General features: G+C 63.5%; 22 protein-coding genes. 13 read left to right on the top strand and 9 right to left on the bottom strand.

All coding sequences use genetic code 11. The features are described 5' to 3' along the window. Window positions 1-82 precede the first annotated feature (82 nt). Window positions 83-2,131, top strand: coding sequence for an elongation factor G (locus tag RFM98_RS25935; RefSeq protein WP_320311459.1), 2,049 nt, complete (start codon window positions 83-85; stop codon window positions 2,129-2,131). Between the two features lie 672 nt (window positions 2,132-2,803). Further along, on the top strand, window positions 2,804-3,301 hold the full coding sequence (locus tag RFM98_RS25930; protein ID WP_320311458.1) for a methyltransferase family protein: 498 nt from the start codon (window positions 2,804-2,806) through the stop codon (window positions 3,299-3,301). A gap of 216 nt (window positions 3,302-3,517) precedes the next feature. Here the strand turns inward: RFM98_RS25930 and RFM98_RS25925 are convergent, their stop codons facing one another. Together RFM98_RS25925 and trxB are read right to left on the bottom strand one after the other, a co-directional pair. After that, window positions 3,518-4,414, bottom strand: coding sequence for a LysR family transcriptional regulator (locus RFM98_RS25925; protein WP_140754530.1), 897 nt, complete (start codon window positions 4,412-4,414; stop codon window positions 3,518-3,520). Window positions 4,415-4,486: 72 nt separating this feature from the next. After that, window positions 4,487-5,461 (bottom strand): thioredoxin-disulfide reductase, encoded by a 975-nt coding sequence (trxB, locus tag RFM98_RS25920; RefSeq protein ID WP_320311457.1) that lies wholly within the window; start codon window positions 5,459-5,461, stop codon window positions 4,487-4,489. Between the two features lie 233 nt (window positions 5,462-5,694). Between trxB and RFM98_RS25915 the strand changes: the two genes are divergently transcribed. Next, window positions 5,695-6,171, top strand: a complete 477-nt coding sequence (locus RFM98_RS25915; protein ID WP_320217112.1) for an Lrp/AsnC family transcriptional regulator — start codon at window positions 5,695-5,697, stop codon at window positions 6,169-6,171. A gap of 68 nt (window positions 6,172-6,239) precedes the next feature. On the opposite strand, the gene RFM98_RS25910 is transcribed toward RFM98_RS25915, so the two are convergent. The 5 genes from RFM98_RS25910 to RFM98_RS25890 all read right to left on the bottom strand — a co-directional run bounded on the left by RFM98_RS25910 (window position 6,240) and on the right by RFM98_RS25890 (window position 10,285). Then, window positions 6,240-6,869, bottom strand: a complete 630-nt coding sequence (locus RFM98_RS25910; RefSeq protein WP_320311456.1) for a D-glycero-alpha-D-manno-heptose-1,7-bisphosphate 7-phosphatase — start codon at window positions 6,867-6,869, stop codon at window positions 6,240-6,242. After that, window positions 6,862-7,434 carry a D-sedoheptulose-7-phosphate isomerase gene (locus tag RFM98_RS25905; protein ID WP_320311455.1) on the bottom strand — a complete coding sequence of 191 codons (573 nt, stop codon included), beginning with the start codon at window positions 7,432-7,434 and terminating at the stop codon, window positions 6,862-6,864. The genes RFM98_RS25910 and RFM98_RS25905 overlap by 8 nt, the downstream gene beginning before the upstream one ends. Window positions 7,435-7,441: 7 nt before the next feature. Next, complete coding sequence (gene rfaE1 / locus RFM98_RS25900) at window positions 7,442-8,926, bottom strand: D-glycero-beta-D-manno-heptose-7-phosphate kinase (protein ID WP_320311454.1); 1,485 nt, start codon at window positions 8,924-8,926, stop codon at window positions 7,442-7,444. Between the two features lie 127 nt (window positions 8,927-9,053). After that, the gene (locus RFM98_RS25895) at window positions 9,054-9,686 is read right to left on the bottom strand and encodes a LysE family translocator (RefSeq protein WP_320311453.1); all 633 of its coding nucleotides are present in this window, start codon (window positions 9,684-9,686) and stop codon (window positions 9,054-9,056) included. A 362-nt stretch (window positions 9,687-10,048) separates the two neighbouring features. After that, a complete protein-coding gene (locus RFM98_RS25890) occupies window positions 10,049-10,285 on the bottom strand; it encodes a type II toxin-antitoxin system Phd/YefM family antitoxin (RefSeq protein ID WP_320311452.1) in 237 nt (78 codons plus the stop codon). 142 nt (window positions 10,286-10,427) lie between these two features. Between RFM98_RS25890 and rfaD the strand changes: the two genes are divergently transcribed. Genes rfaD through waaC form a run of 3 tightly spaced genes read left to right on the top strand, consistent with a single transcriptional unit; the run spans window position 10,428 to window position 13,317 of the window. Beyond that, window positions 10,428-11,378 carry an ADP-glyceromanno-heptose 6-epimerase gene (rfaD, locus tag RFM98_RS25885; protein WP_320311451.1) on the top strand — a complete coding sequence of 317 codons (951 nt, stop codon included), beginning with the start codon at window positions 10,428-10,430 and terminating at the stop codon, window positions 11,376-11,378. Then, entirely contained in the window at window positions 11,351-12,358 is a 1,008-nt protein-coding gene (waaF, locus tag RFM98_RS25880) for a lipopolysaccharide heptosyltransferase II (RefSeq protein ID WP_320311450.1), read from the top strand. The genes rfaD and waaF overlap by 28 nt, the downstream gene beginning before the upstream one ends. Further along, window positions 12,355-13,317, top strand: a complete 963-nt coding sequence (waaC, locus tag RFM98_RS25875; protein ID WP_320311449.1) for a lipopolysaccharide heptosyltransferase I — start codon at window positions 12,355-12,357, stop codon at window positions 13,315-13,317. The genes waaF and waaC overlap by 4 nt, the downstream gene beginning before the upstream one ends. Here the strand turns inward: waaC and greA are convergent. Together greA and RFM98_RS25865 are read right to left on the bottom strand one after the other, a co-directional pair. Further along, complete coding sequence (greA, locus tag RFM98_RS25870) at window positions 13,314-13,787, bottom strand: transcription elongation factor GreA (RefSeq protein WP_126088090.1); 474 nt, start codon at window positions 13,785-13,787, stop codon at window positions 13,314-13,316. The genes waaC and greA overlap by 4 nt on opposite strands. A 272-nt stretch (window positions 13,788-14,059) precedes the next feature. Then, window positions 14,060-14,596 carry a tetratricopeptide repeat protein gene (locus RFM98_RS25865; RefSeq protein ID WP_320217532.1) on the bottom strand — a complete coding sequence of 179 codons (537 nt, stop codon included), beginning with the start codon at window positions 14,594-14,596 and terminating at the stop codon, window positions 14,060-14,062. Between the two features lie 178 nt (window positions 14,597-14,774). Here RFM98_RS25865 and RFM98_RS25860 point away from each other — a divergent pair, with 178 nt between their 5' ends. The 7 genes from RFM98_RS25860 to RFM98_RS25830 all read left to right on the top strand — a co-directional run bounded on the left by RFM98_RS25860 (window position 14,775) and on the right by RFM98_RS25830 (window position 20,256). Then, a complete protein-coding gene (locus tag RFM98_RS25860) occupies window positions 14,775-15,200 on the top strand; it encodes a DUF3775 domain-containing protein (protein ID WP_320217531.1) in 426 nt (141 codons plus the stop codon). Between the two features lie 75 nt (window positions 15,201-15,275). Beyond that, window positions 15,276-16,322: an extensin-like domain-containing protein gene (locus tag RFM98_RS25855; RefSeq protein WP_430682350.1), complete on the top strand. Its 1,047-nt coding sequence runs from the start codon at window positions 15,276-15,278 to the stop codon at window positions 16,320-16,322. A gap of 167 nt (window positions 16,323-16,489) precedes the next feature. Beyond that, a complete protein-coding gene (locus RFM98_RS25850; RefSeq protein ID WP_320311447.1) occupies window positions 16,490-17,314 on the top strand; it encodes an extensin-like domain-containing protein in 825 nt (274 codons plus the stop codon). A 68-nt stretch (window positions 17,315-17,382) separates the two neighbouring features. Next, the gene (locus RFM98_RS25845) at window positions 17,383-18,090 is read left to right on the top strand and encodes an LssY C-terminal domain-containing protein (protein ID WP_320311446.1); all 708 of its coding nucleotides are present in this window, start codon (window positions 17,383-17,385) and stop codon (window positions 18,088-18,090) included. A gap of 4 nt (window positions 18,091-18,094) precedes the next feature. Further along, window positions 18,095-18,325 (top strand): hypothetical protein, encoded by a 231-nt coding sequence (locus RFM98_RS25840; RefSeq protein ID WP_320311445.1) that lies wholly within the window; start codon window positions 18,095-18,097, stop codon window positions 18,323-18,325. Between the two features lie 46 nt (window positions 18,326-18,371). Further along, window positions 18,372-19,682, top strand: coding sequence for a hemolysin family protein (locus tag RFM98_RS25835; protein ID WP_320311444.1), 1,311 nt, complete (start codon window positions 18,372-18,374; stop codon window positions 19,680-19,682). Between the two features lie 379 nt (window positions 19,683-20,061). Continuing rightward, a complete protein-coding gene (locus RFM98_RS25830; RefSeq protein WP_320311443.1) occupies window positions 20,062-20,256 on the top strand; it encodes a hypothetical protein in 195 nt (64 codons plus the stop codon). Window positions 20,257-20,333 lie beyond the last annotated feature (77 nt).

Genomic DNA, 20,333 nt, shown 5'->3' with positions numbered 1-20,333 from the left:
TGCATAGGGTGCGATCGGACGCAAAAACCGGTTTCCACTTTGCTGATCGCTCTCTTGGGAAACGCCTGAGTGGAGGTCAGCCATGGGTACTCGCGCCGGAGGACGACGCACGGGACCGAAATGCATTGCCATAGTCGGTCCCTTTGCAAGCGGTAAGACGACACTTCTCGAAGCAATACTCGCCCGCACGGGCGCCATTCCCCGCCAGTCACCCGTTTCATCGGGCAGCACCGTTTCCGATCATTCGCCCGAGGCCCGCGCCCATGCCATGAGCGTCGAGGCGACTTTCGCCACCACCGATTTCATGGGCGAGCAGCTCACCTTCGTCGATTGCCCCGGCTCCATCGAATTCGCCTTCGAGGCCGAACCGGTGCTTGCCGCTTGCGACCTCGCGGTCGTTGTCGCCGAGGCCGACGAAAAGAAGATCCCGGCGCTCCAGCTCATCATGCGCAAGCTCGACGATCTCGGCGTGCCGCGCATCCTGTTCCTCAACAAGGTCGACAAGGCGATTGCCGGCGTGCGCGACACACTGAAGATGCTGCAGCCGGCAAGTTCGGTGCCGCTGCTGCTGCGCCAGATCCCGGTGCGCAAGGACGGCGTCGTTATCGGCTCGATCGATCTGGCGCTGGAACGCGCCTATATCTACCGGGAATACGCCGAGAGCGAAGTCGCCGACATTCCGGGCGATGACAAGGCGCGCGAACTGGAAGCCCGTTTCTCCATGCTGGAGACGCTCGCCGACCACGACGATCACCTGATGGAGCAGTTGCTGGAGGAGATCGAGCCGCCGAAGGATGCGATCTTCGACGATCTCTCGGCCGACCTGCGCGCCGGCGCGGTGACGCCGGTGCTGATCGGCACAGCCGAGAAGGGCAATGGCGTGCTGCGCCTGTTGAAGGCCATTCGCCACGATGCGCCGGATATCGAGGCAACGAGGAAGCGCCTTGGCGCGCCGGACGGCCAGACGGTGGTGCAGGTGATGAAGACAATCCACACCGCGCATGGCGGCAAGCTTTCGGTGTCGCGCTTGCTCTCCGGCCAATTGGCAGACGCGGCCGAGCTTTTCCTCTCCAATGGTGACACGGCGAAGGTTTCCGGCATCTACAGCATGCTCGGCAAGGACCAGTCGAAGCTGACATCGGCCAAGGCGGGCGACACGGTCGCGCTCGGCAAGCTCGACAACGTCAAGACCGGCCAGACGCTGAGTTCGGCCAAGGGCGGCATCCGGCCATTGATCGCGCTGGAGCCGCCGCAGCCCGTCTTTGCCTTCGCGCTTCGCCCCAAGGAGCGCAAGGACGAGGTCAAGATGTCGGCGGCCATCCAGCGGCTTGCCGAGGAAGACCCCTCGCTCAGCCTGCGCCATAATCAGGACTCCGCCGAAACCGTCCTGTCGGGCCACGGCGAAATGCACCTGCGCGTGGTGCGCGAGCGCCTCGAGGGCAAGAACCAGATTCCGATCGAGGGTCATGCACCGGCGGTGCCCTACCGTGAAACCATCCGCAAATCGGCACAGCAGCGCGGCCGCCACAAGAAGCAGTCCGGCGGCCACGGCCAGTTCGGCGACGTGGTGATCGAGATCAAGCCGCTGCCGCGCGGCTCGGGTTTCCAGTTCTCCGACACCATCACTGGCGGCGTGGTGCCGAAGACCTACATCCAGTCGGTCGAGACGGGCGTTCGCGACTATCTGAAGACGGGTCCGCTCGGCTTCCCGGTCGTCGATGTCGCCGTCAACCTGTCGGACGGGTCCTACCACGCGGTCGACTCCTCCGACATGGCCTTCCAGATGGCCGCCAAGCTCGCGATGAAGGAAGGCATGACGGCCTGTTCGCCGGTCCTGCTGGAACCGGTGATGAAGGTGGAGATCGTCACGCCCTCCGACGCGACCTCGAAGATCATCGCGCTGATCCCGCAGCGGCGCGGTCAGATCCTCGGTTACGACGCACGCCCTGACTGGCCGGGCTGGGACGTGGTCGAGGCGACCATGCCGCAGGCCGAAATCGGTGACCTGATCATCGAGCTGCGCTCCGCAACGGCCGGCGTCGCCAGTTACAAGGCAGCGTTCGACCACATGGCCGAGCTCACTGGCCGCCTCGCCGACGAGGCGATGAACGCCAATGGCAAGGCTGCCTGACCGAGCTTCTGCTGACGATTGTGAAAGCGGCGTCCGGTTGAACCGGACGCCGCTTTTATTGCGGACCGACTTCCTGGGAGGCAACGGCGGGTTCGCCGTATCCGGGCAAATGGTTCGGACGCGGTAGCTGCCTGAGCCCGGTCATTTCGAGTGATGCCCCCATCTCCCGAACCGACCAACCGCGTCCTATGATCCACTTAATCGATGGAGTGCGTCTGCGACATGTTACCCGATGTTACATGTCACTGTTACGCGGCGGATTCAGTCGTTTTCTTCCCGGCTCGAAGGCATACGGGCAACAAAAAAGCCGGATCAATAAAGATCCGGCTGAGTTTGATTGGAAGTGCCGATTAAGGCTAACCTCCAGAGGGGAACACTCGAGGGCGCTAATGGGAGGAGAACGCGCCCTGGAGATGTGAATATATATGTGCTCATCATGCCCAAGAAACAAGCATCTATTTTGCAACACACGCATGCAAAAAGACGCAGGCTGTGGTCCAACCTGTTCCCGAAACTCATAGGACCAGAAAAATCGCCGATTCCGGCGCGCTTTCGGATCTGAAGCGGCTGCAAAAATGGGAAACCGGGCCGATTTTGCTCTGAAATATGCAAGTCGGCAAAATGATGCTGTTTTCGGCAAGCCAAGTTTATTTTTACGGCAGGAGACCGATGATGCGAACTTTTTCGGCAATCGCCGGCAGCGCGCTATTCCTTGTCGTCGCGCCAGGCGTTGTCGCCGGACTGATGCCCTGGCTGCTGACCGACCATTATCGCAAGCCTTTGGCGGCTGTGCCGGGTTTCGTGGCCGCGGGCTCCATTCTCGTGGTCGGAGCGGCCGCGATCCTGCTCCACGCCTTCGCTCGTTTTGCCCTCGAGGGCCTCGGCACGCCCGCCCCCGTGGCGCCGACCGAGAAACTGGTGGTCGGCGGCATCTACCGCCATGTGCGCAACCCAATGTACATGGCCGTGCTGGCGATCATCCTCGGCCAGGCGCTGATCTTTTCAAGCTGGGCGGTGCTGGTCTACGGCCTCATCGCCGCGGCGGCGATGGTCTCCTTCGTCAAAATCTACGAAGAGCCGACGCTCGCCAACCGCTATGGCGGAGAATACGAGGTCTACCGCCGCGCTGTGCCCGGCTGGCTGCCTCGGCTGACGCCGTGGCGCGGATGAGCCGTCCAGGGTGCGCCGAGATTCAGGTCGGGCCGAGTCGAGAATGGTGGCTGCCGAGAACCGGCCTGCGCCGGCCGTAGCCTTCACAGAGCGGAATGCTTATGAGAGCTTCGGCCGGCGAAGGCCGGAGCGGAGCGTACTTGAACTACGTGAGCACCGGAAGCGCAGGAAGCCGCCCTTCGCAGGCCGGCCTCACCTGAATATCGACACACCCTGCTAGTAGGACCAGCTGCGAGCCTTCGCGATGATGAAATCGCGGAAGACGTGCAGCTTCGCCTGGTTCTTCATCGCGTCGGGATAGGCGAAATAGGTGTCGAAGGACGGCACCTCGGTCTCCGGCAGCAGCTGGATCAGGTTCGTGTCCTTGCTGATGACGTAGTCGGGCAGCATGGCGATGCCGGCGCCGCCCTGCACCGCCCGCTTGATCGACAGGATGTCGTTGATCTGCAGCGTCGGCACGCGCTGCGCGCCCTCGAAATCGCCGACCGTCTCCAACCAGTTCAGCTCCGACAGATGCGACGGCACCGGCACGCCGAAGGTGACGATGCGATGGTTCCTGAGTTCGGCGATCGAGGCCGGCTTGCCGAACTTCGCGATATAGGACGGCGCCGCATAGAGATGGAAATGCACTGTGAACAGCCGGCGCTGGATAAGGTCCGGCTGCTGCGGCTGGCGCAGTCGGATGGCGCAATCGGCTTGGCGCATGGTGAGGTCGAGCTCCTCATTGGCGAGGATCAGCTGCAGGCTGATTTCTGGATAAAGCTCGATGAACTCCTGCACGCGCTCGGTCAGCCAGCCGGCGCCCAGGCCCACTGTCGTCGTCACCCGCAGCACACCCGACGGCCGGTCCTTGGTCTCGGTCAGCCGCGTCTTGATGGTTTCCAGCTTCATCAGCACGTCATGTGCCGTGCGGAACAGCATCTCGCCCTGCTCGGTCAGCACCAGGCCGCGCGCATGGCGATGGAACAGCGCTACGCCGACATCATGCTCCAGCGCGCTGACCTGCCGCGAAATGGCCGATTGCGACAGATGCAGCGTCTCGGCGGCATGAGTGAACGACCCAGCTTCCGCCGCTGCGTGAAATACGCGTAATTTGTCCCAGTCCAGCGCCATGATTCCCCTCGCGTTGCCTTTGGCGTCTGAATGAAAAATCAGGCTTTTGAACGGCTTGTCTCAGCCGATTTGTTATTCCGCTGCTTCGCGGTGAACCTCGATCCCGGCCAGGTATTTTTCCGCCTCGAGCGCTGCCATGCAGCCAAGTCCCGCCGCCGTCACCGCCTGGCGGTAGATGTCGTCGGTGACGTCGCCGGCGGCGAACACGCCGGGCACGTCGGTGCGGGTCGAATCCGGCGCCGTCCACAGATAGCCGTTCGGCTTCTGCTTCAGTTTGCCGGCAAAGAGCTCCACTGCCGGCGCATGACCGATCGCAACGAACACGCCGTCGACCGGCAGCTTCGATTCCTGGCCGGTCACGACATTGCGCAGCGTCAGGCCTTCCACCGAAGGCGGCAGCGGCGCCTTGCCCGGCCGTCCGGTGATCTCGTCGACGACAGTGTCCCAGATGACTCGGACATTGTCCTTCTTGAGCAGCCGCTCGCGCAGGATGCGCTCGGCGCGGAAATCGCTGCGGCGGTGGATGACGGTGACGCTCTTGGCGAGGTTCGACAAATAGAGCGCTTCCTCGACCGCGGAATTGCCGCCTCCGACGACAGCGACGTCTTTGCCGCGATAGAAGAAGCCGTCGCAGGTGGCGCAGGCCGAAACGCCGAACCCCATGAAGGTCTGCTCCGACGGGATGCCCAGCCACTTGGCCTGCGCACCGGTGGCGATGATCAGCGCATCCGCCGTGTAGACGGTACCGGAATCACCCGTGGCGCGGAACGGCCTCACGTTGATGTCGACCTCGGTGATGATGTCGTTGATGATGTCGGTGCCGACATGCTCGGCCTGTTTGAGCATTTGTTCCATCAGCCAGGGACCCTGGATCGGATCGGCGAAGCCCGGATAGTTTTCGACATCGGTGGTGATCATCAACTGGCCGCCCTGCTGCAGGCCGGCGACGAGCATCGGCCGAAGCATGGCGCGGGCGGCATAGACCGCCGCTGTGTAGCCGGCCGGGCCGGAGCCGATGATGAGAACGGGTGCATGCTTGGTGTTCATGAAAAAGTCCCCTGCGGCGCAAGGCCGTGGTTTGTCGCGGTTAATGTAAGGGTTGCCAACCATGGCAGCAAGACGAACGGACCGTCGTCCCCGGAAAGCTGCAATCAACAGGTATTCGCTAAATCGCGACTTTTGTTACGCCTGAAAAATCACGCCGATGAGGGGTGGCGCGGACACAAAAGTCGTTTAATTACAAAATTGCGAAAGATTCTTGCGCAAGAGCCGAGACCGCCATGCCCTTGAAAGCCGACCTCGACGCCATCGACTGGAAGATCCTGCGCGAGCTGCAGGGAGACGGGCGCATGACCAATGTCGAACTGTCGAGCCGTGTCGGCATCTCGGCGCCGCCTTGCCTGCGCCGCGTCAGGCGGCTGGAAGAGGCCGGCATCATTCGAGGCTATCGAGCCCTCCTCAATGCGCCGGCGCTTGGCATGGATGTCGTCGCCTTCTGCCTTATCGGCCTGCATCATCAGGCCGATGCCGAGCTGAAAACCTTCGCCGAGCGCACGCGCGGCTGGCCGATCGTGCGCGACGCCTGGATGGTCTCGGGCGAATCCGATTTCCTGCTGCATTGCGTGGCGAGCGACCTCGGCACCTTCCAGACATTCGTCATCGAGCAACTGGCTTCGGCCCCGAACGTGGACACCGTGCGCACCGCCTTGACCATCCGCCGGGTCAAGGATGAGGGGCTGGTGGCCTTTCCGACCTGATGTGCCGGCTTATGATGGAACTGCTGCAAAAACAGCGACTTGGTGATCCATTCTGAATCAGTATGCGATCAGAGCGATCGTACACAGGTGACTAGGCCCTCGAGGTCCGTCGCATCGCGCAACGGCGAAACCGAGAGCCCGCCCATCGTCGAGATTTCGCCCTCGACGAGCCAGCCACGCTCGAGGCCGGCGCGCTGGCCGGCTTGCATGTCGGCCGGCTTGTCGCCGACGATCAGCGATCGCTTCAGGTCGAGGCCAAGCCGACGTCCAGCCTCCAGCAGCATGCCCGGATTGGGTTTGCGCATCGGATGATCGGCAACGGCCAGCGCGCCCCTGCCCGCCTCGTGGTAGGCGCAGGCAAGCACCATGTCCACGAAGGCATTCCTTTCACCCAGCAGATCGAGCACGCGCCCGTTGACCCGGGCGAATGCCTCCCAGCCGAAATAGCCGCGCGCGATGCCGGACTGGTTGGTGACGACAACCACCGGAATGCCGCATTGGTTCGCGGCCTCGATCACCGGCGCGATGCCGTCGCGCAGTGCCACGGCCGACGGATCGTCGGGATAGCCGGTATCGACATTGATCGTGCCGTCACGGTCGAGGAACAACGCCGCCCGGCCCGCTGGAAAGTTCGTGGTGCTGGTCCGCTCGACCCAAAGGCCGGGCTCGGCAAGCGGAAAGCCCGCGTGCTCAGCCATTGCTGAGACGCGCTTCGACCGCCTCGCACAGATGGTGGTAGAGGCACAGATGCCCCTGCTGGATGATCGGCGTCGAGGTCGACGGCACGTTGAGCAGGATATCGGTCAGCGGCTTCAGCTTGCCGCCGGTCTCGCCGGTCAGGCTGATCACCGTCATGCCCATCGCCCGCGCCTGCTCGGCGGCGGCAAGGATGCTCGGCGAATTGCCGCTGGTCGAGATCGCCAGCAGCACCGCGCCTTCCGACCCATGCGCCTCGACCTGGCGCGAGAAGACGGTGTCGAAGCCATAGTCGTTGCCCCAGGCGGTCAACACCGCGGCGTTGGCCGGCAGTGCGATGACATTGTAGGCCTTGCGTTCCTTCAGGAAGCGGCCGACCAGCTCGCCGGCGATGTGTATGGCATCGCTGGCCGATCCGCCATTGCCGCAGATCAGCAGCGCCTTGCCCTGCGAAAGCGCCGTCACCACGGTGTTCACCGCGCGTTCCATCTCGCCGGTCAGGTCGCGCTCGACCATCGCCGAGATCGCCGCCGCGGAGCGGACCAGGTAGTCGTTCAAATCGGACATCAGACCCTCAGTTTGCGGCACGCAGCTTGCCGATCGTGTTCGTCGTGCTCTTGCCGGCGACGAGGTCGACCAGCACCACGCGCCCGCCCGCCTTCTGCACCACATCGGCGCCGACCACGGTCTCGATCGTGTAATCCGCGCCCTTGACCAGAATGTCCGGCAAAAGCGCCTCGATCAGCTTGAGTGGCGTGTCCTCCTCGAAGACGACAACGGCATCGACGGAGGCAAGTGCTGCCAGCACGCAGGCGCGGTCGTGCTGATTGTTGACCGGGCGCCCAGGCTCCTTCAGCCGGTGCACAGAGGCGTCGCTGTTAAGGCCAAGCACCAGCCGGTCGCACTGGCTGCGCGCGGCATGCAGCAGGCTCACATGGCCGGCATGCAGGATATCGAAGCAGCCATTGGTGAAGCCGACGGTCAGCCCCTCTTCCTTCCAGGCGGCGACCATCCTGGCCGCGGCATTGAAATCGAGGATGGCATCCTGATGCCCGGTCGGCCCATGTGAGCGAAACAGCGCGCCGGACAGCTCCTCGACTTTCAGGCGCGCGGTGCCGCGTTTTCCCACCACGACGCCGCCGGCAGCATTGGCAATGACGGCTGCGTGCACCCGGTCGGCGCCGGAGGCGAGCGAAAGCGCGAAACTCGCGATGACCGTGTCGCCGGCGCCGGAAACGTCGAACACTTCGCGCGCCTGGGTGGAGATGTGGCGGGCATCCTCGGCGGAGACCACGCTCATACCCTTTTCGCTGCGCGTGGCGACGATGAACTCGAAATCATGCGCGGCGATCAGGTCGCGCGCAGCGGCCACGATCTCGTCGTCGCCGAACACCTTGCGCCCGACTGCCTCGCCAAGCTCCTTGCGGTTCGGCGTCACCGCCGTCGCGCCGGCATAGCGCGTATAGTCGCGACCCTTCGGATCGACCAGCACCGGCTTGCCGGCATCGCGGCAGATCGCGATCAACTCGCCGGCGACGCCGTCGAGCAGGATGCCTTTGCCGTAATCGGAGAGGATGACGATATCGGCGCGGCCAAGGGCCGCCTGGAAATGATCGATGAGCTTCGCCCGCTCGGCGGACGTAAGCGGCTTGATCTCTTCCTCGTCGAACCGCAGCACCTGCTGGTTGAGCGCGCTGAAGCGGCTTTTCGACGAGGTCATGCGGTCCGGCCGTTGCAGAAGCCCGTCCGTGTCGACGCCGATCTCGCCGAGCATGCGCATCAGATTGTTGCCCGCCTGGTCGGCGCCGATCACCGAAACGGGTATAGCGGCTGCACCCAGCGAAACGATGTTGGAGACGACATTGCCGGCGCCGCCCATGTTCGCCGTCTCGCCCCTTCCATGCAGCACGGGGATGGGGGCTTCCGGCGAGATGCGCTCGATCACGCCGCTGACGAAGCGGTCGAGAATGAAGTCGCCCACCACCAGCACAGTGACGTCGCCGAAGCGGGCGATGGTGCGATGCAACGGTTCCGGAGAAGGGAGATATTGCTTGATCATCTTACTCGAGGCAGGCCCGAAAACAGGCCAGACTTAATTAGGGTGCAGCGCCAAAATTATGGCGCGGGCCGTTCAAAGCGAAGCGGATATACCGCAATTCGGGCCAGCGCAACGCCGGCCCGCCGGTTCAGCTCTTCTGCAAGGCCACATGGACGCCCAGCCCGACGAGCACCGCGCCGCCCGCCCGCTGCATCAGGCGCTGCGCGCGCCCTGAGCGCCGCAGCCGCGCGATCATCGCGCCGGCCAGGAACACGCAAACGATGTCGGCCGAGGAGAACATCAGGTTGACGATGGTTCCGAGCACGACGAACTGCAGCCAGACCGGCAATGTTGCCGAGGCGTCGATGAATTGCGGCAGGAACGCCATGAAGAAGATCGCCGTCTTCGGATTGAGCACCTCGACGGTGATGCTTTCGAAAAAGGCGCGACGGGCCGATTTCCGCTCGATGACGGGCAAAGCCGCATCGCCATCCGTGCGTTTGCGGAACATGGAAACACCGAGCCAGATCAGATAGAGCGCACCGACGAGCTTGACCGCCAGATAGAGCGGCGGCACCGCGTGGAACAAAACGGACAGGCCTGCGGCGGCGGCAAAGACATGCACATAGCCGCCGAGATGGATGCCCAGCGCCGCCGTCAACCCCGACCAGCGCCCGCGCGCCATCGTCTGGGCGGCGGCATAAAGCATGGCGGGGCCGGGAATGTAGGCAAAGATCGCGGTGGTGGCGAAGAAGGCGATCAAAAGTTCGGTCGATGGCATGCCTGGTCCCTCAATGATCACGTCTCTGTCAGGCTACGCCCTGCCGGCCTGATCTCCATATTCGCGATACCACAGATATGGATGTCTTCGAATTCCTCCAACATTATTCCAGGCGTTGGCGCTGCCCCTCACCTGCCTACCGGCATCCTCTCCACGTATAGTGACGGGGAGAGGGGAGCCGTCATCGACGGTTTCGCCAATCGCCAACGTTGCAGGGGAGGTCGCCAGCGTTCGCGACAACTTCCCTTCTCCCCGTCCCTATACGGGGAGAAGGTGCCCGAAGGGCGGATGAGGGGCAGCGCTGACCTGGCATGATTGTCGACATTCAGCCGGAAGCGCCTGGGCTCTCGGCGGCAACAGGTTTAATCACGATCCAACTCTGCAGAGTATTCCTCGAGCATCTCGACATGTTCTAATGGGGCATCGTTGGCGGCGTAAGCGCGGCGGCTGTTGTCGACGAAGCGAGCCTCGTAAGTCTCGATGCTCATCAGGACGTATCTCGGCTTGTTGTGACGGGTGATAGAGACGGGATGCTGGCTCGCAGCCGCAAGCACGTCACCGAGATTTTGTTTCAGATCGGTCGACGGATACTGTTTCATGAGACGCTCCATTTTGCACATAATAGACAAAATAGACAAAATAGACAAGCATCGAACGGAGACGCAGGACGACGCCTGCTTTGTCGACAGCCCGGCGAGCCTCCCTTATAAGAACCGGAATCGCAGCTAGACAGAGGCCTTTATGATCATCGTCACGGGCGGCGCCGGCATGATCGGCTCCAACATCGTCGCCGCGCTCAACGCCGAGGGGCATGACGACATCGTCGTCGTCGACGATCTCACCGACGGCCACAAGATCGCCAACCTAGCCGACCTTCGCATCGCCGACTATCTCGACAAGGACGATTTTCTCGCCCGGGTCGAGGACGGCGCGCTCGGCCGCATCGAGGCCGTCTTCCATCAGGGCGCCTGCTCGACCACCACCGAGTGGAACGGCAGGTTCATGATGGAGGTGAACTACGCTTATTCGAAGCGGCTCTTACATGCCTGCCTGGCGCTTCGCGTGCCCTTCCTCTATGCCTCGTCGGCTTCGGTCTATGGCGGCGGCAGCGAGTTTCGCGAGGAGCCCGACTTCGAGCGGCCACTCAACGTCTATGCCTATTCGAAGAAACTCTTCGATGACTATGTCCGCCGCAACGTCTTCGACACCGACCATTCGCAGGTCGCCGGCCTGCGCTATTTCAACGTCTACGGGCCGCGCGAGGCGCATAAGGGTGCCATGGCCTCGGTCGCCTTCCACCTGTTCAACCAGGTCGAGCGCGGCGAGAATCCGAAATTGTTCGGCGCCTATGGCGACTTCGGCCCTGGCGAACAGAGCCGCGACTTCATCCATGTCGGCGATGTCGCGGAGGTCAATCTGTGGCTGTGGAAACGTGGTTTGAGCGGCATCTTCAACTGCGGTACCGGCCGCGCCCAGCCGTTCCGCGCCATCGCCGAAACGGTGATCGACACACTGGGTCGAGGGCAGATCGAATTCATCCCCTTCCCCGATCACCTCAAGGGCAGCTACCAGAGTTTTACGCAGGCTGATATGTCCCGCTTGCGCGCGGCCGGCTACAATGGCCAATTCCGCACAGTCGAAACCGGCGTCAGGGACTATGTCGAATGGCTGAAGGCCCAACGATCCTCGTGATCGGCCCACGCTGGGTGGGCGATATGGTCATGGCGCAGTGCCTGTTTGCGGCGCTGAAGGAAATGCATCCGAACGCGGCCATCGACGTGCTGGCGCCGGCCTGGGCGGCACCCCTGGTCAAGCGCATGCCCGAGATACGCAGCCAGATCGACTTTCCGCTGATGCCGGGAGCGCTCGAATTCCGCAGCCGCAGGCGCTTCGGCCGGCTGCTGCGTGGCCGCTACGACATGGCCTATGTGTTGCCGGGAAGCTGGAAATCGGCGCTGATCCCGTTCTTTGCCCGCATCCCGCATCGTGTCGGCAATTTGCGCGAAATGCGCTACGGCCTGCTGACCGACATCGTGCCGCTGCCCGAAGCTCTGAAACGGCGCACGGCGCGCGCCTATTTCGGCCTCGCTCGCGGCGGCACCTTTCGCGCGCCGAGGCTTACCGTCGACAAGGCCAATCAGGCCGATTTGCTGGCGCGCTTCGGGCTGACCGGCCGGAAATTCGTGGCGCTGATGCCCGGCGCCGAGTTCGGCCCGGCGAAACGCTGGCCGAGCGATCACTATGCCGGGCTTGCCCGGGACATGATGGCCAAGGGTCTGGCCGTCGCGCTGCTCGGCTCCAAGAACGACGCCGACGTGACCGGCGAGATCGCCGCGCTCGCGCCGGGCGCCATCGACCTTGCCGGCAAGACGCGGCTGGAGGATGCCATCGACCTGATCGCCGCGGCGAAGCTTGCGGTGTCGAACGACAGCGGGCTGATGCATGTCGCCGCCGCCGTCGGCACGCCGATCGTGGCCGTCTACGGTTCGACCTCGCCGGAAAACACGCCGCCGCTCAGCGAGCGCTCCGAGCTGATCTGGCTGCATCTGTCCTGCTCGCCCTGCCACAAGAAGGTCTGCCCGCTCGGGCACCTCAACTGCCTCAAGACGCTCGATGTTGCCCGCGTCACCGCCGCCGCCGAGCGTTTGCTGAAGGTTCCGGCGGCCGCATGAAAGTGCTGATCGTCAAGACGTCGTCGATGGGCGATGTCATTCATACGTTTCCCGCCGTCCAAGACGCGATCCGCAATCGCCCCGATATCAGCTTCGACTGGTGCGTGGAGGAGCCGTTTGCCGGGATCGTGGGACTGCATCCGGCGATTGCAACCATCCACAAGGTGGCGATCCGGCGCTGGCGCAAGACGCTGTTCGACGGCGGCACATGGCGCGAGATGGCGGGACTGCGCCGAGCGCTCCGCGCCTCCCGCTACGATCTCGTCATGGACGCGCAAGGCTTGTTGAAGTCGGCCCTGGTCGCCATCCAGGCCGGCGCGCCGATTGCCGGCTTCGATCGGGCCAGCGCCCGCGAGCCTTCCGCAACGCTGTTTTATCAGCGCAAATACGCCGTGCCGCGCGACCTGCACGCCATCGAACGCACCAGGCGGCTGTTCGGCCTGGCGCTTGGCTATCAGCCCGACCTGTCGGCGCTCGAGTCCGGCATCGTGCCGCCGGCGGGCGGGCTGCCCGGCGTTGAAGGCAGAACCGCCTTCCTGCTGCACGGCACCAGCCGCGAGGACAAGAAATGGCCGGTCGAGGACTGGATCGAAACCGCGCGCCAACTGGCCGACCGGCAGTTCACGCCGGTGGTCACCTGGTCGAATGAGGCGGAAAGGAAAGTAGCGGAAGCCATTGCCGCAGCCGTGCCAAGGACGGTGCTGGTTCCGAAATCGCCGCTCGCGGATGTCGCCGCGGTCCTCGGTCGCTCGGCGCTTGTCATCGGCGCCGACACCGGCCTCACCCACCTCGCCAGCGCCTTCGGCCTGCCGACCGTCGCCGTCTTCCTGGCGACGGAGCCAGGCCTGACCGGTCCGCGCGGGCCGTTCTCGTCAACTTTGCTGGCGCCCGCCGGCGGCAAGGTAACGCCGGCTGACGTGATGGCGGAGGCTGAGCAACTGCTCAGCCTGAACGCTTAGATAAACTGGACCTGGACGATCTCATACCCGCGTGCGCCGCCCGGGGCATTGACCTCGATGGCGTCGCCGACTTCCTTGCCGATCAGCGCACGCGCGATCGGCGAGGAGATCGAGATGCGGCCGGACTTCACGTCCGCTTCCTGGTCGCCGACGATCTGATAGGTCTTCTTTTCCTCGGTGTCCTCGTCGACCAGCACGACGGTCGCGCCGAACTTCACCTTGTCGCCGCTGAGCTTGGAGACGTCGATGACCTCGGCGCGCGCGATCAGATCCTCGAGCTCGTTGACACGGCCTTCATTGTGGCTCTGCGACTCCTTGGCCGCGTGATATTCGGCATTTTCGGACAGGTCGCCATGCGAGCGCGCTTCGGAGATCGCCTCGATGATACGAGGACGTTCCTCCTGCTGACGCCAGCGAAGTTCTTCCTTCAATGACGCGAACCCCTCGCCTGTCATCGGGACCTTGATCATATGCCTGACCTTTCCTGCCGCCACCCCCGTTTTCGGGAGCGGCCTTGTCAATGGGTACAAAAAGAAAACGGTCCGGCAGCCTCGGGCTAACGGAACCGTTTCACCACAATTTCCCCGAATATAGCGATCTTTGCGCGATTTTCACGCCCAAAAATTGAAGTTCGGCAAAATGATCACCGCTTTCGCGGGCCTAGCTGAGGGCGAACGACGACAGGCAACAAAAAGCCGGCTGCGGTTGCCCGCAGCCGGCCTCAAACAGTGTTGAGGGCAGTTCAGCTCCTCAGGAAATGGCCGATCTGCTCCGACAGCATGCCGTATTCGCGCGAGCCCTTGCCGGTCCGTTTTTCGATCTCCTGGAGCTGCTGCTGGGCGCCGGCGAGATCGCCGATCTGCAGATGCGCCTCGCCGAGATATTCGCGCACCAGCGTATAGTTCGGGTCGATCCTCAGCGCTTCCTCGTAATAGCCGAGGCCAACGGTGACGCGGCCCGAATGGCGATGCGAATAGCCGAGATAGTTGAGGATGCGCGGATCCTGCTTGTTGGCGGCGAGCGTCAGCACGGAAATGGCTTCGTCATAGCGCCCGGCCATCGCAAGATCGTGGCCGGCCTCGTAGATGCTGTCGTCATCCAGCATGCCATATTGCGGCACGACGCATTTCTGCTTCTTCTTGTCCCAGACCTCGCCCTTCTTGCACTGGGTAGTGGTTTGACCGCTCCCGCCGCCGCCTTCACCGGCAGTATAAGCCGGCGCGGCGAACAGCGGCAGCGCCGCGATAGCCATGACCTGAACAAGCAAACGTCTGCGCATCGAAGCCTCCTTGAGCGTGAGAATGCCAGATTAACGCCGCCTCGGTGCGGTTTCATCCCGAAATCCAGGCAGATGCCGAACTATTTTGAACGGCTGGAAAGAAGCCGTTACCTCCGGACGTGACGCGCGCTGCAAATCCGCTATCATCGGGGCCAAGCGCATCACGTGGAGAAGGGCCGTGCAGCAGCGCCTCGATAAGGAATGGGATCTTTCGATCGACCCGGACACCGTTCGCCTGTTCATCCTCAAGGCGAAGGCGTTGAGCGCGGCCGTCAACGAGGATTACGATGACGGTGCCGAGCACGAGGTGGAGTTCGACGGCGACAGGCATGCCAGCCATCACCATGACGGCCTCGTCGAGGAAGCCTCGGAAGACCTCACCGAGGAAGAATTCCGCGAGCTGATCAACGATCTCAACATCGACGAAGCGGCCGAATTGATCGCGCTCGCCTGGGTCGGGCGCGGCGACTATGACGCAACCGAATGGGCGGATGCGGTGGCCACCGCCAGGGACCGCCCCAGAAAGCGCACGGCCAAATATCTGCTCGGCCTGCCAATGCTTGCCGACTGGCTGGAGGAAGGCCTTGAAGCCATCGGCGCGTAACGCGCCGGTAACCGATTGTGATCGGCAAGGGGGGTGAAGCAAGCAACTTCGCAACGCGACCGCCGTTTCGGGGCGATGGCAACGCTGAGCTTTTCACGACTTTGCAAACTGGCGCTGCCTTTGGCGGCTGCGGCCCTCGTGGTTACGCCGGCCATGGCCAAGCATCATCATCGGCATAAACGACACCTGCCGCCGGCCAGCCAGAGCGCCGCTCCGGCGCCGGAAACGCCACCGGCCACGCCGGATCCAGGACCGCGCCCGCAGGATCTGGAGAACGGCACCGAAAAGTCCCGGCAAGGCAAACCGCGCGCGGACAGCAATGACGACTTCATCAACCAGGAGAAGTCGCACCCGAAATGGGATGCCCGTCCGCCGCGTTCGAAGGGCGCTGAATCCGGGCCGCAGACGGAACCCGAGCCGCGGACGCCGGACATTGTCCCCACACCGCCGGAGAAACCGGCCGAACTCGAGCCGGAGTCGCCGGAGACCGCGCCGCAACCACCGGGAAAGCCGGCGGATGCCGGCGAGGAAAAGATGCTTCCCGATCCGCGCTCGGCCGATCTGCCGGCCGACAAGATGCCGGCAGAAGAAACCGCCTGCCGCGAGCGGTTGAAGGCGCTTGGCGTCCAATTCGAGGAGCACAAGGCCGAACACGATGCCGAAATCGGCTGCTCGATTCCTTACCCGGTAATTCTGCAAACACTCGGCAAATCCACCGGCATCAGCGCCGGCACCGAACTCAACTGCCATATGGCCGAGGCGACGGCGCGCTTCGTAGCAGACACCGTCCAGCCAGCGGCGAAGGCCGAATTCGGCGCCGACCTGAAGTCGATCAACCAGGCCTCCGCCTTTGTCTGCCGCCCGCGCAACGGCACGCGCAAACTGTCGGAACACGCCTTCGGCAACGCGCTCGATATCGCCAGCTTCACCTTGTCGGACGGGAGGAAGATCGAGGTCGGGCCGACGCCGCCGGAGAAGGACGCGAAGTTCCTCAACGCGGTGCGCAAGGCTGCCTGCGGGCCATTCAAGACGGTGCTCGGGCCAGGCGCCGACGCTGATCACGCGCTGCATTTCCACCTCGATCTGGAGCCCCGCCGCCACGGCGGCACTTTCTGCCAATAGGTAAATCCCGGAAGTCTTGGGCGCTTCCGCCCAAGAACAGCGCCGCAATTCCGCCCCATGCGTGAATGCCGGCGCTGATCTTTCCTTTACCGTTGACGGTTAACCTTGTGCCATTCGGGAGCATGATCCCAACAGGGATCGGCTCTTGGGGACAAGGATGCCTTTCGATGGCTCGAAGACTTGGCGCTATGCTGGTCGCGGCGCAACAGCACAAGCGTGCGCGCGTCACGATCGTCGGGCTGGTCGCAGGCGTTGCCATCGCGACAATATCGGCCTGCACGACCGGCGACGTCTTTGCGCTGCAGCCGGCCGTAGATGTCGGCAGCCAGACCGCCGCCGTGCCGGAGGCCCCGCAATATGTCGGCATGCAGCGGCTTGTTCCGTCCAATCCCTACATGACACAGGCCGCCTATCCGCGCATGGATGAGCCGATGTCGCCGGTCGAGCAGATGCCGGCCAGCGAAATCGACTGCCGCAACGAGCTGAAGCGGATGGGCGTCGTCTATCAGGACATCCAGCCGATCCATGAAGGCCAGTGCGGCATCGATTTTCCGGTGAAGGTCTCGGCGATCGGCAGCGTCGCCATGCAGCCGGCGGCAACGCTGACCTGCAACATGGCCGCCACCTTTGCCGCCTGGACGAAAAACGAGCTGCAGCCGGCCGCCCGCTGGCGTTATTTCTCCGGCGTCAAGGCGATCCACCAAGGGTCCAGCTATTCATGCCGCAACATCGCCGGCGAAGGCGTCCTGTCCGAGCATGGCAAGGGCAACGCGCTCGACGTCATGAGCATCGAGCTCAACAATGGCGACGACATCGACGTCCGCAAGCCCGGCCTGTTCGCCTTCCGCACCCGCGGCTTCCTCAACAATGTGCGCGCCGACGGCTGCGAGTATTTCACCACCGTGCTCGGCCCGGGCTACAATTACGACCACCGCAACCACTTCCATTTCGACATCAAGAACCGCAAAAGCGGCTACCGCGCCTGCCGCTGAGGCAATTCAGCCCCAAAACGGCCAACACCGCATAAAATGGTCGCCTATGGATTTGGGAGCGGTTGGTTGTGGGTGAGCGAAGCCTGAGGCGGCACGCGGCGATCTGGCTGGCGGCGGTTTGCGCCTTCTACCTGGCGCTCGCCTATGTCGCCGCGCCGGGATTCTGGACCTGGCGGGAGCGGGGCTTCCGCACCCGGCCCTTCGAGATGGTGACGCATACGCCGCAGGGCATTCCCGGCGATCCGATCAATATCGGCCTGGTCGGCACCGGAAAGCAAGTCGTCCACGCCTTCGCCGTCGCCGGCTGGGATACGGCCGACGCCGTGACGCTGCGGACCGCGATCGACATCGGCGAAAGCGTGTTGTTTTCCCGCCCCTATCCCGATGCGCCGATGAGCCGCCTGCTGTTCGAGGGCCGCGCGCAGGATCTTGCCTTCGAGAAGCCAGTCGGCGGCAGCGCCGACCGGCGCCACCACGTCCGCTTCTGGCAGACGGACACTGTCGGTGATGACGGCCGCCCGCTCTGGCTGGGTGCCGCGAGCTTCGATCGCGGCGTCGGCCTCAGCCACGACACGGGCGCCGTCACCCACCATATCGGCCCCGACATCGATGAGGAGCGCAATTTCGTGATCGGCGACCTGCAGAACGCCGGTTTGCTGGCATCGGCCAGCCAGATACCAGGGATCGGCGCCACCAAAGCCGGACGCAACGGCGGCGGCGATCCCTATTTCACCGACGGCATGGCTGTGATCGGCGTGTTGAAGACTCCGCAGTGACGTCATGCGCGCGCTGACGCCAAAGGTGCGCGACACGTTGGAGCAATTCCAGGAACAGCGCCTAGCAGTTAGGCTCGACGCCTTCGCCGTAGCCTTCCGTTCCGGAATTGCATCAAAACAAAGAGATAGAGCGGTTCGCCGTTTCCGTGAAACGGTGAAACGCTCTTGTCGGGCATTTGTCGGCACCGATTTGGGATGCCGCCTGAGCAGTGCGCCTGTCATCTTCCAAAAATAACGGCGGGCTATTTTCGAATGCACTGCAGCAATGCTATTGACCGCCCATGCTTTATGTTGAAATCGCCGTCGTTGCCGTCCTCATCTTGGTGAACGGCCTTTTGTCGATGTCGGAGCTTGCCATCGTCTCGTCGCGGCCCGCCCGCCTCAAGGCGATGATCGACCGCAACGTCAAGGGCGCCGGCCGCGCGCTGGCGCTCGGCTCGAACCCCGGCAAGTTCCTGTCGTCGGTGCAGATCGGCATCACCCTGGTCGGCGTTCTCTCGGGCGCGTTTTCGGGCGCGACCCTTGGCCAGCGGCTGGCGCAATATCTGGCCTCGACCGGCATCCGCGAAAACATCGCCGACCCGGTCGGCGTCGGCATCGTCGTTGCTTTGATCACCTACGCCTCGCTGATCGTCGGCGAGCTGGTGCCGAAGCAGATCGCGCTGAAGGACCCGGAGCGCGTCGCCGTCAGGGCAGCGCCCGCGATGACCATCCTTGCCACCGTGTCGGCGCCGGTCGTCGTCCTGCTCGACCTTTCCGGCCGCGCCATTCTATGGCTGCTCGGTCAGAGCGGCGAGGCGGAAGAGAAGGTCACCGACGAGGAAATCAAGATGCTGGTCGCCGAGGCCGAGCATCACGGCACCATCGAATCCGACGAGCGCCGCATGATTGCCGGCGTCATGCGTCTCGGCGACCGTGCCGTGCGCGCCGTGATGTCGCCGCGCACCGAGGTCGACTGGCTGAACCTGCAATCCGACGAGGCTACGGTTCGAAAACTCTTGATGGACACCCAGCACTCGCGATTGCCTGTCGGCGACGGCAATGTCGACGCCATGGTCGGCGTCATCCAGACGCGCGACGTGCTGGCGGCCCTTCTTGCCGGCAGGGTGCTGGATCCGCGCCAGCATGTGCGCGCTGCCCCGATCGTCCACGATCAGGCCGATGCGCTCGACGTGCTGCAGAAACTCAAGGAATCGGACGTGCCGATGGCGCTGGTCCATGACGAATACGGCCATTTCGAAGGCATCGTCACGCCGGCCGACATCCTCGAAGCCATCACCGGCGTCTTCCGCTCCGACCTCGAGGCCGGCGAGGAGGAAAACGCCGTGAAGCGCGAGGACGGCTCCTGGCTGCTCGCCGGCTACATGCAGGCCGACGAGATGGCCGAGGTGCTGGGCATCGACCTGCCGGAGAACCGCGACTATGAAACCGTCGCCGGCTATGTGCTGTCGCATCTGCATCATCTACCCGCGACCGGCGAGTGCGTCGACGCGCAAGGCTGGCGCTTCGAGGTCGTCGACCTCGACGGCCGCCGCATCGACAAGCTGATCGCCACCCGCCTGCCCGACGGCCACCGCCCGGTGGTGCGCTGATAGATCCGTGCCGCGGTTCTGAGAGCGGAACTTTAGGCGATAACTTGCGGTTCTAGGACATGGGGAAAAATTCCATGGCCGAGAGCAAGCAAGAGCGCGACGAACGCATACAGGCGGAGAAGGAATTCCGGATCCAGTTTCTTGTGAAGAAAACGGCATCACCGAGGCCCAGGCCCGCGGCCTTTTCGAGATGATCGGCATCGATGCGAACTCTTCGCGAGGCGCGGCTGCTGAAGAAGTTGCAGACTTCAGTCCCCGCGAGCTGACTCGTAACGGTCACATTTCAAGCGTACGCTGCTTTGGTCGTCCGCACCGAGTAGAGGCAAGCGGACGCTTGGAAGCGGTTATCATGCTTTCGCCCCGGTCCAGGGAGGCAAGCATGTCAGCTTACGGCGTAGCGGATTCCGCCCAGCTCGGCATTCTCACAAAAGCCTTGACCGACTACTGCGCAAAGCATCACGTTGCGGACGATGATGAGCGCGAACGGATCGCGCTCAGGGTCATGGCGCTTTTCGGACGGGGCGTTTCCGACCCAATCCAACTGTCGGCGGAGCTTGAACGGGCTTGTGCCTGATCGTCCCCCGCTGATTTTCGACCGCGCGCTGTATCTCCCAGGGTAGCGCCCAGGCCTCCGCACGCATGTCTGCGGAC

This window comes from Mesorhizobium australafricanum, from assembly GCF_033977265.1.
In the GTDB taxonomy this organism is placed as follows: Bacteria; Pseudomonadota; Alphaproteobacteria; order Rhizobiales; family Rhizobiaceae; genus Mesorhizobium; species Mesorhizobium australafricanum.
The sequence above is the reverse complement of the archived record's forward strand: the minus strand, read 5'-3'. Positions and strand labels throughout refer to the sequence as shown.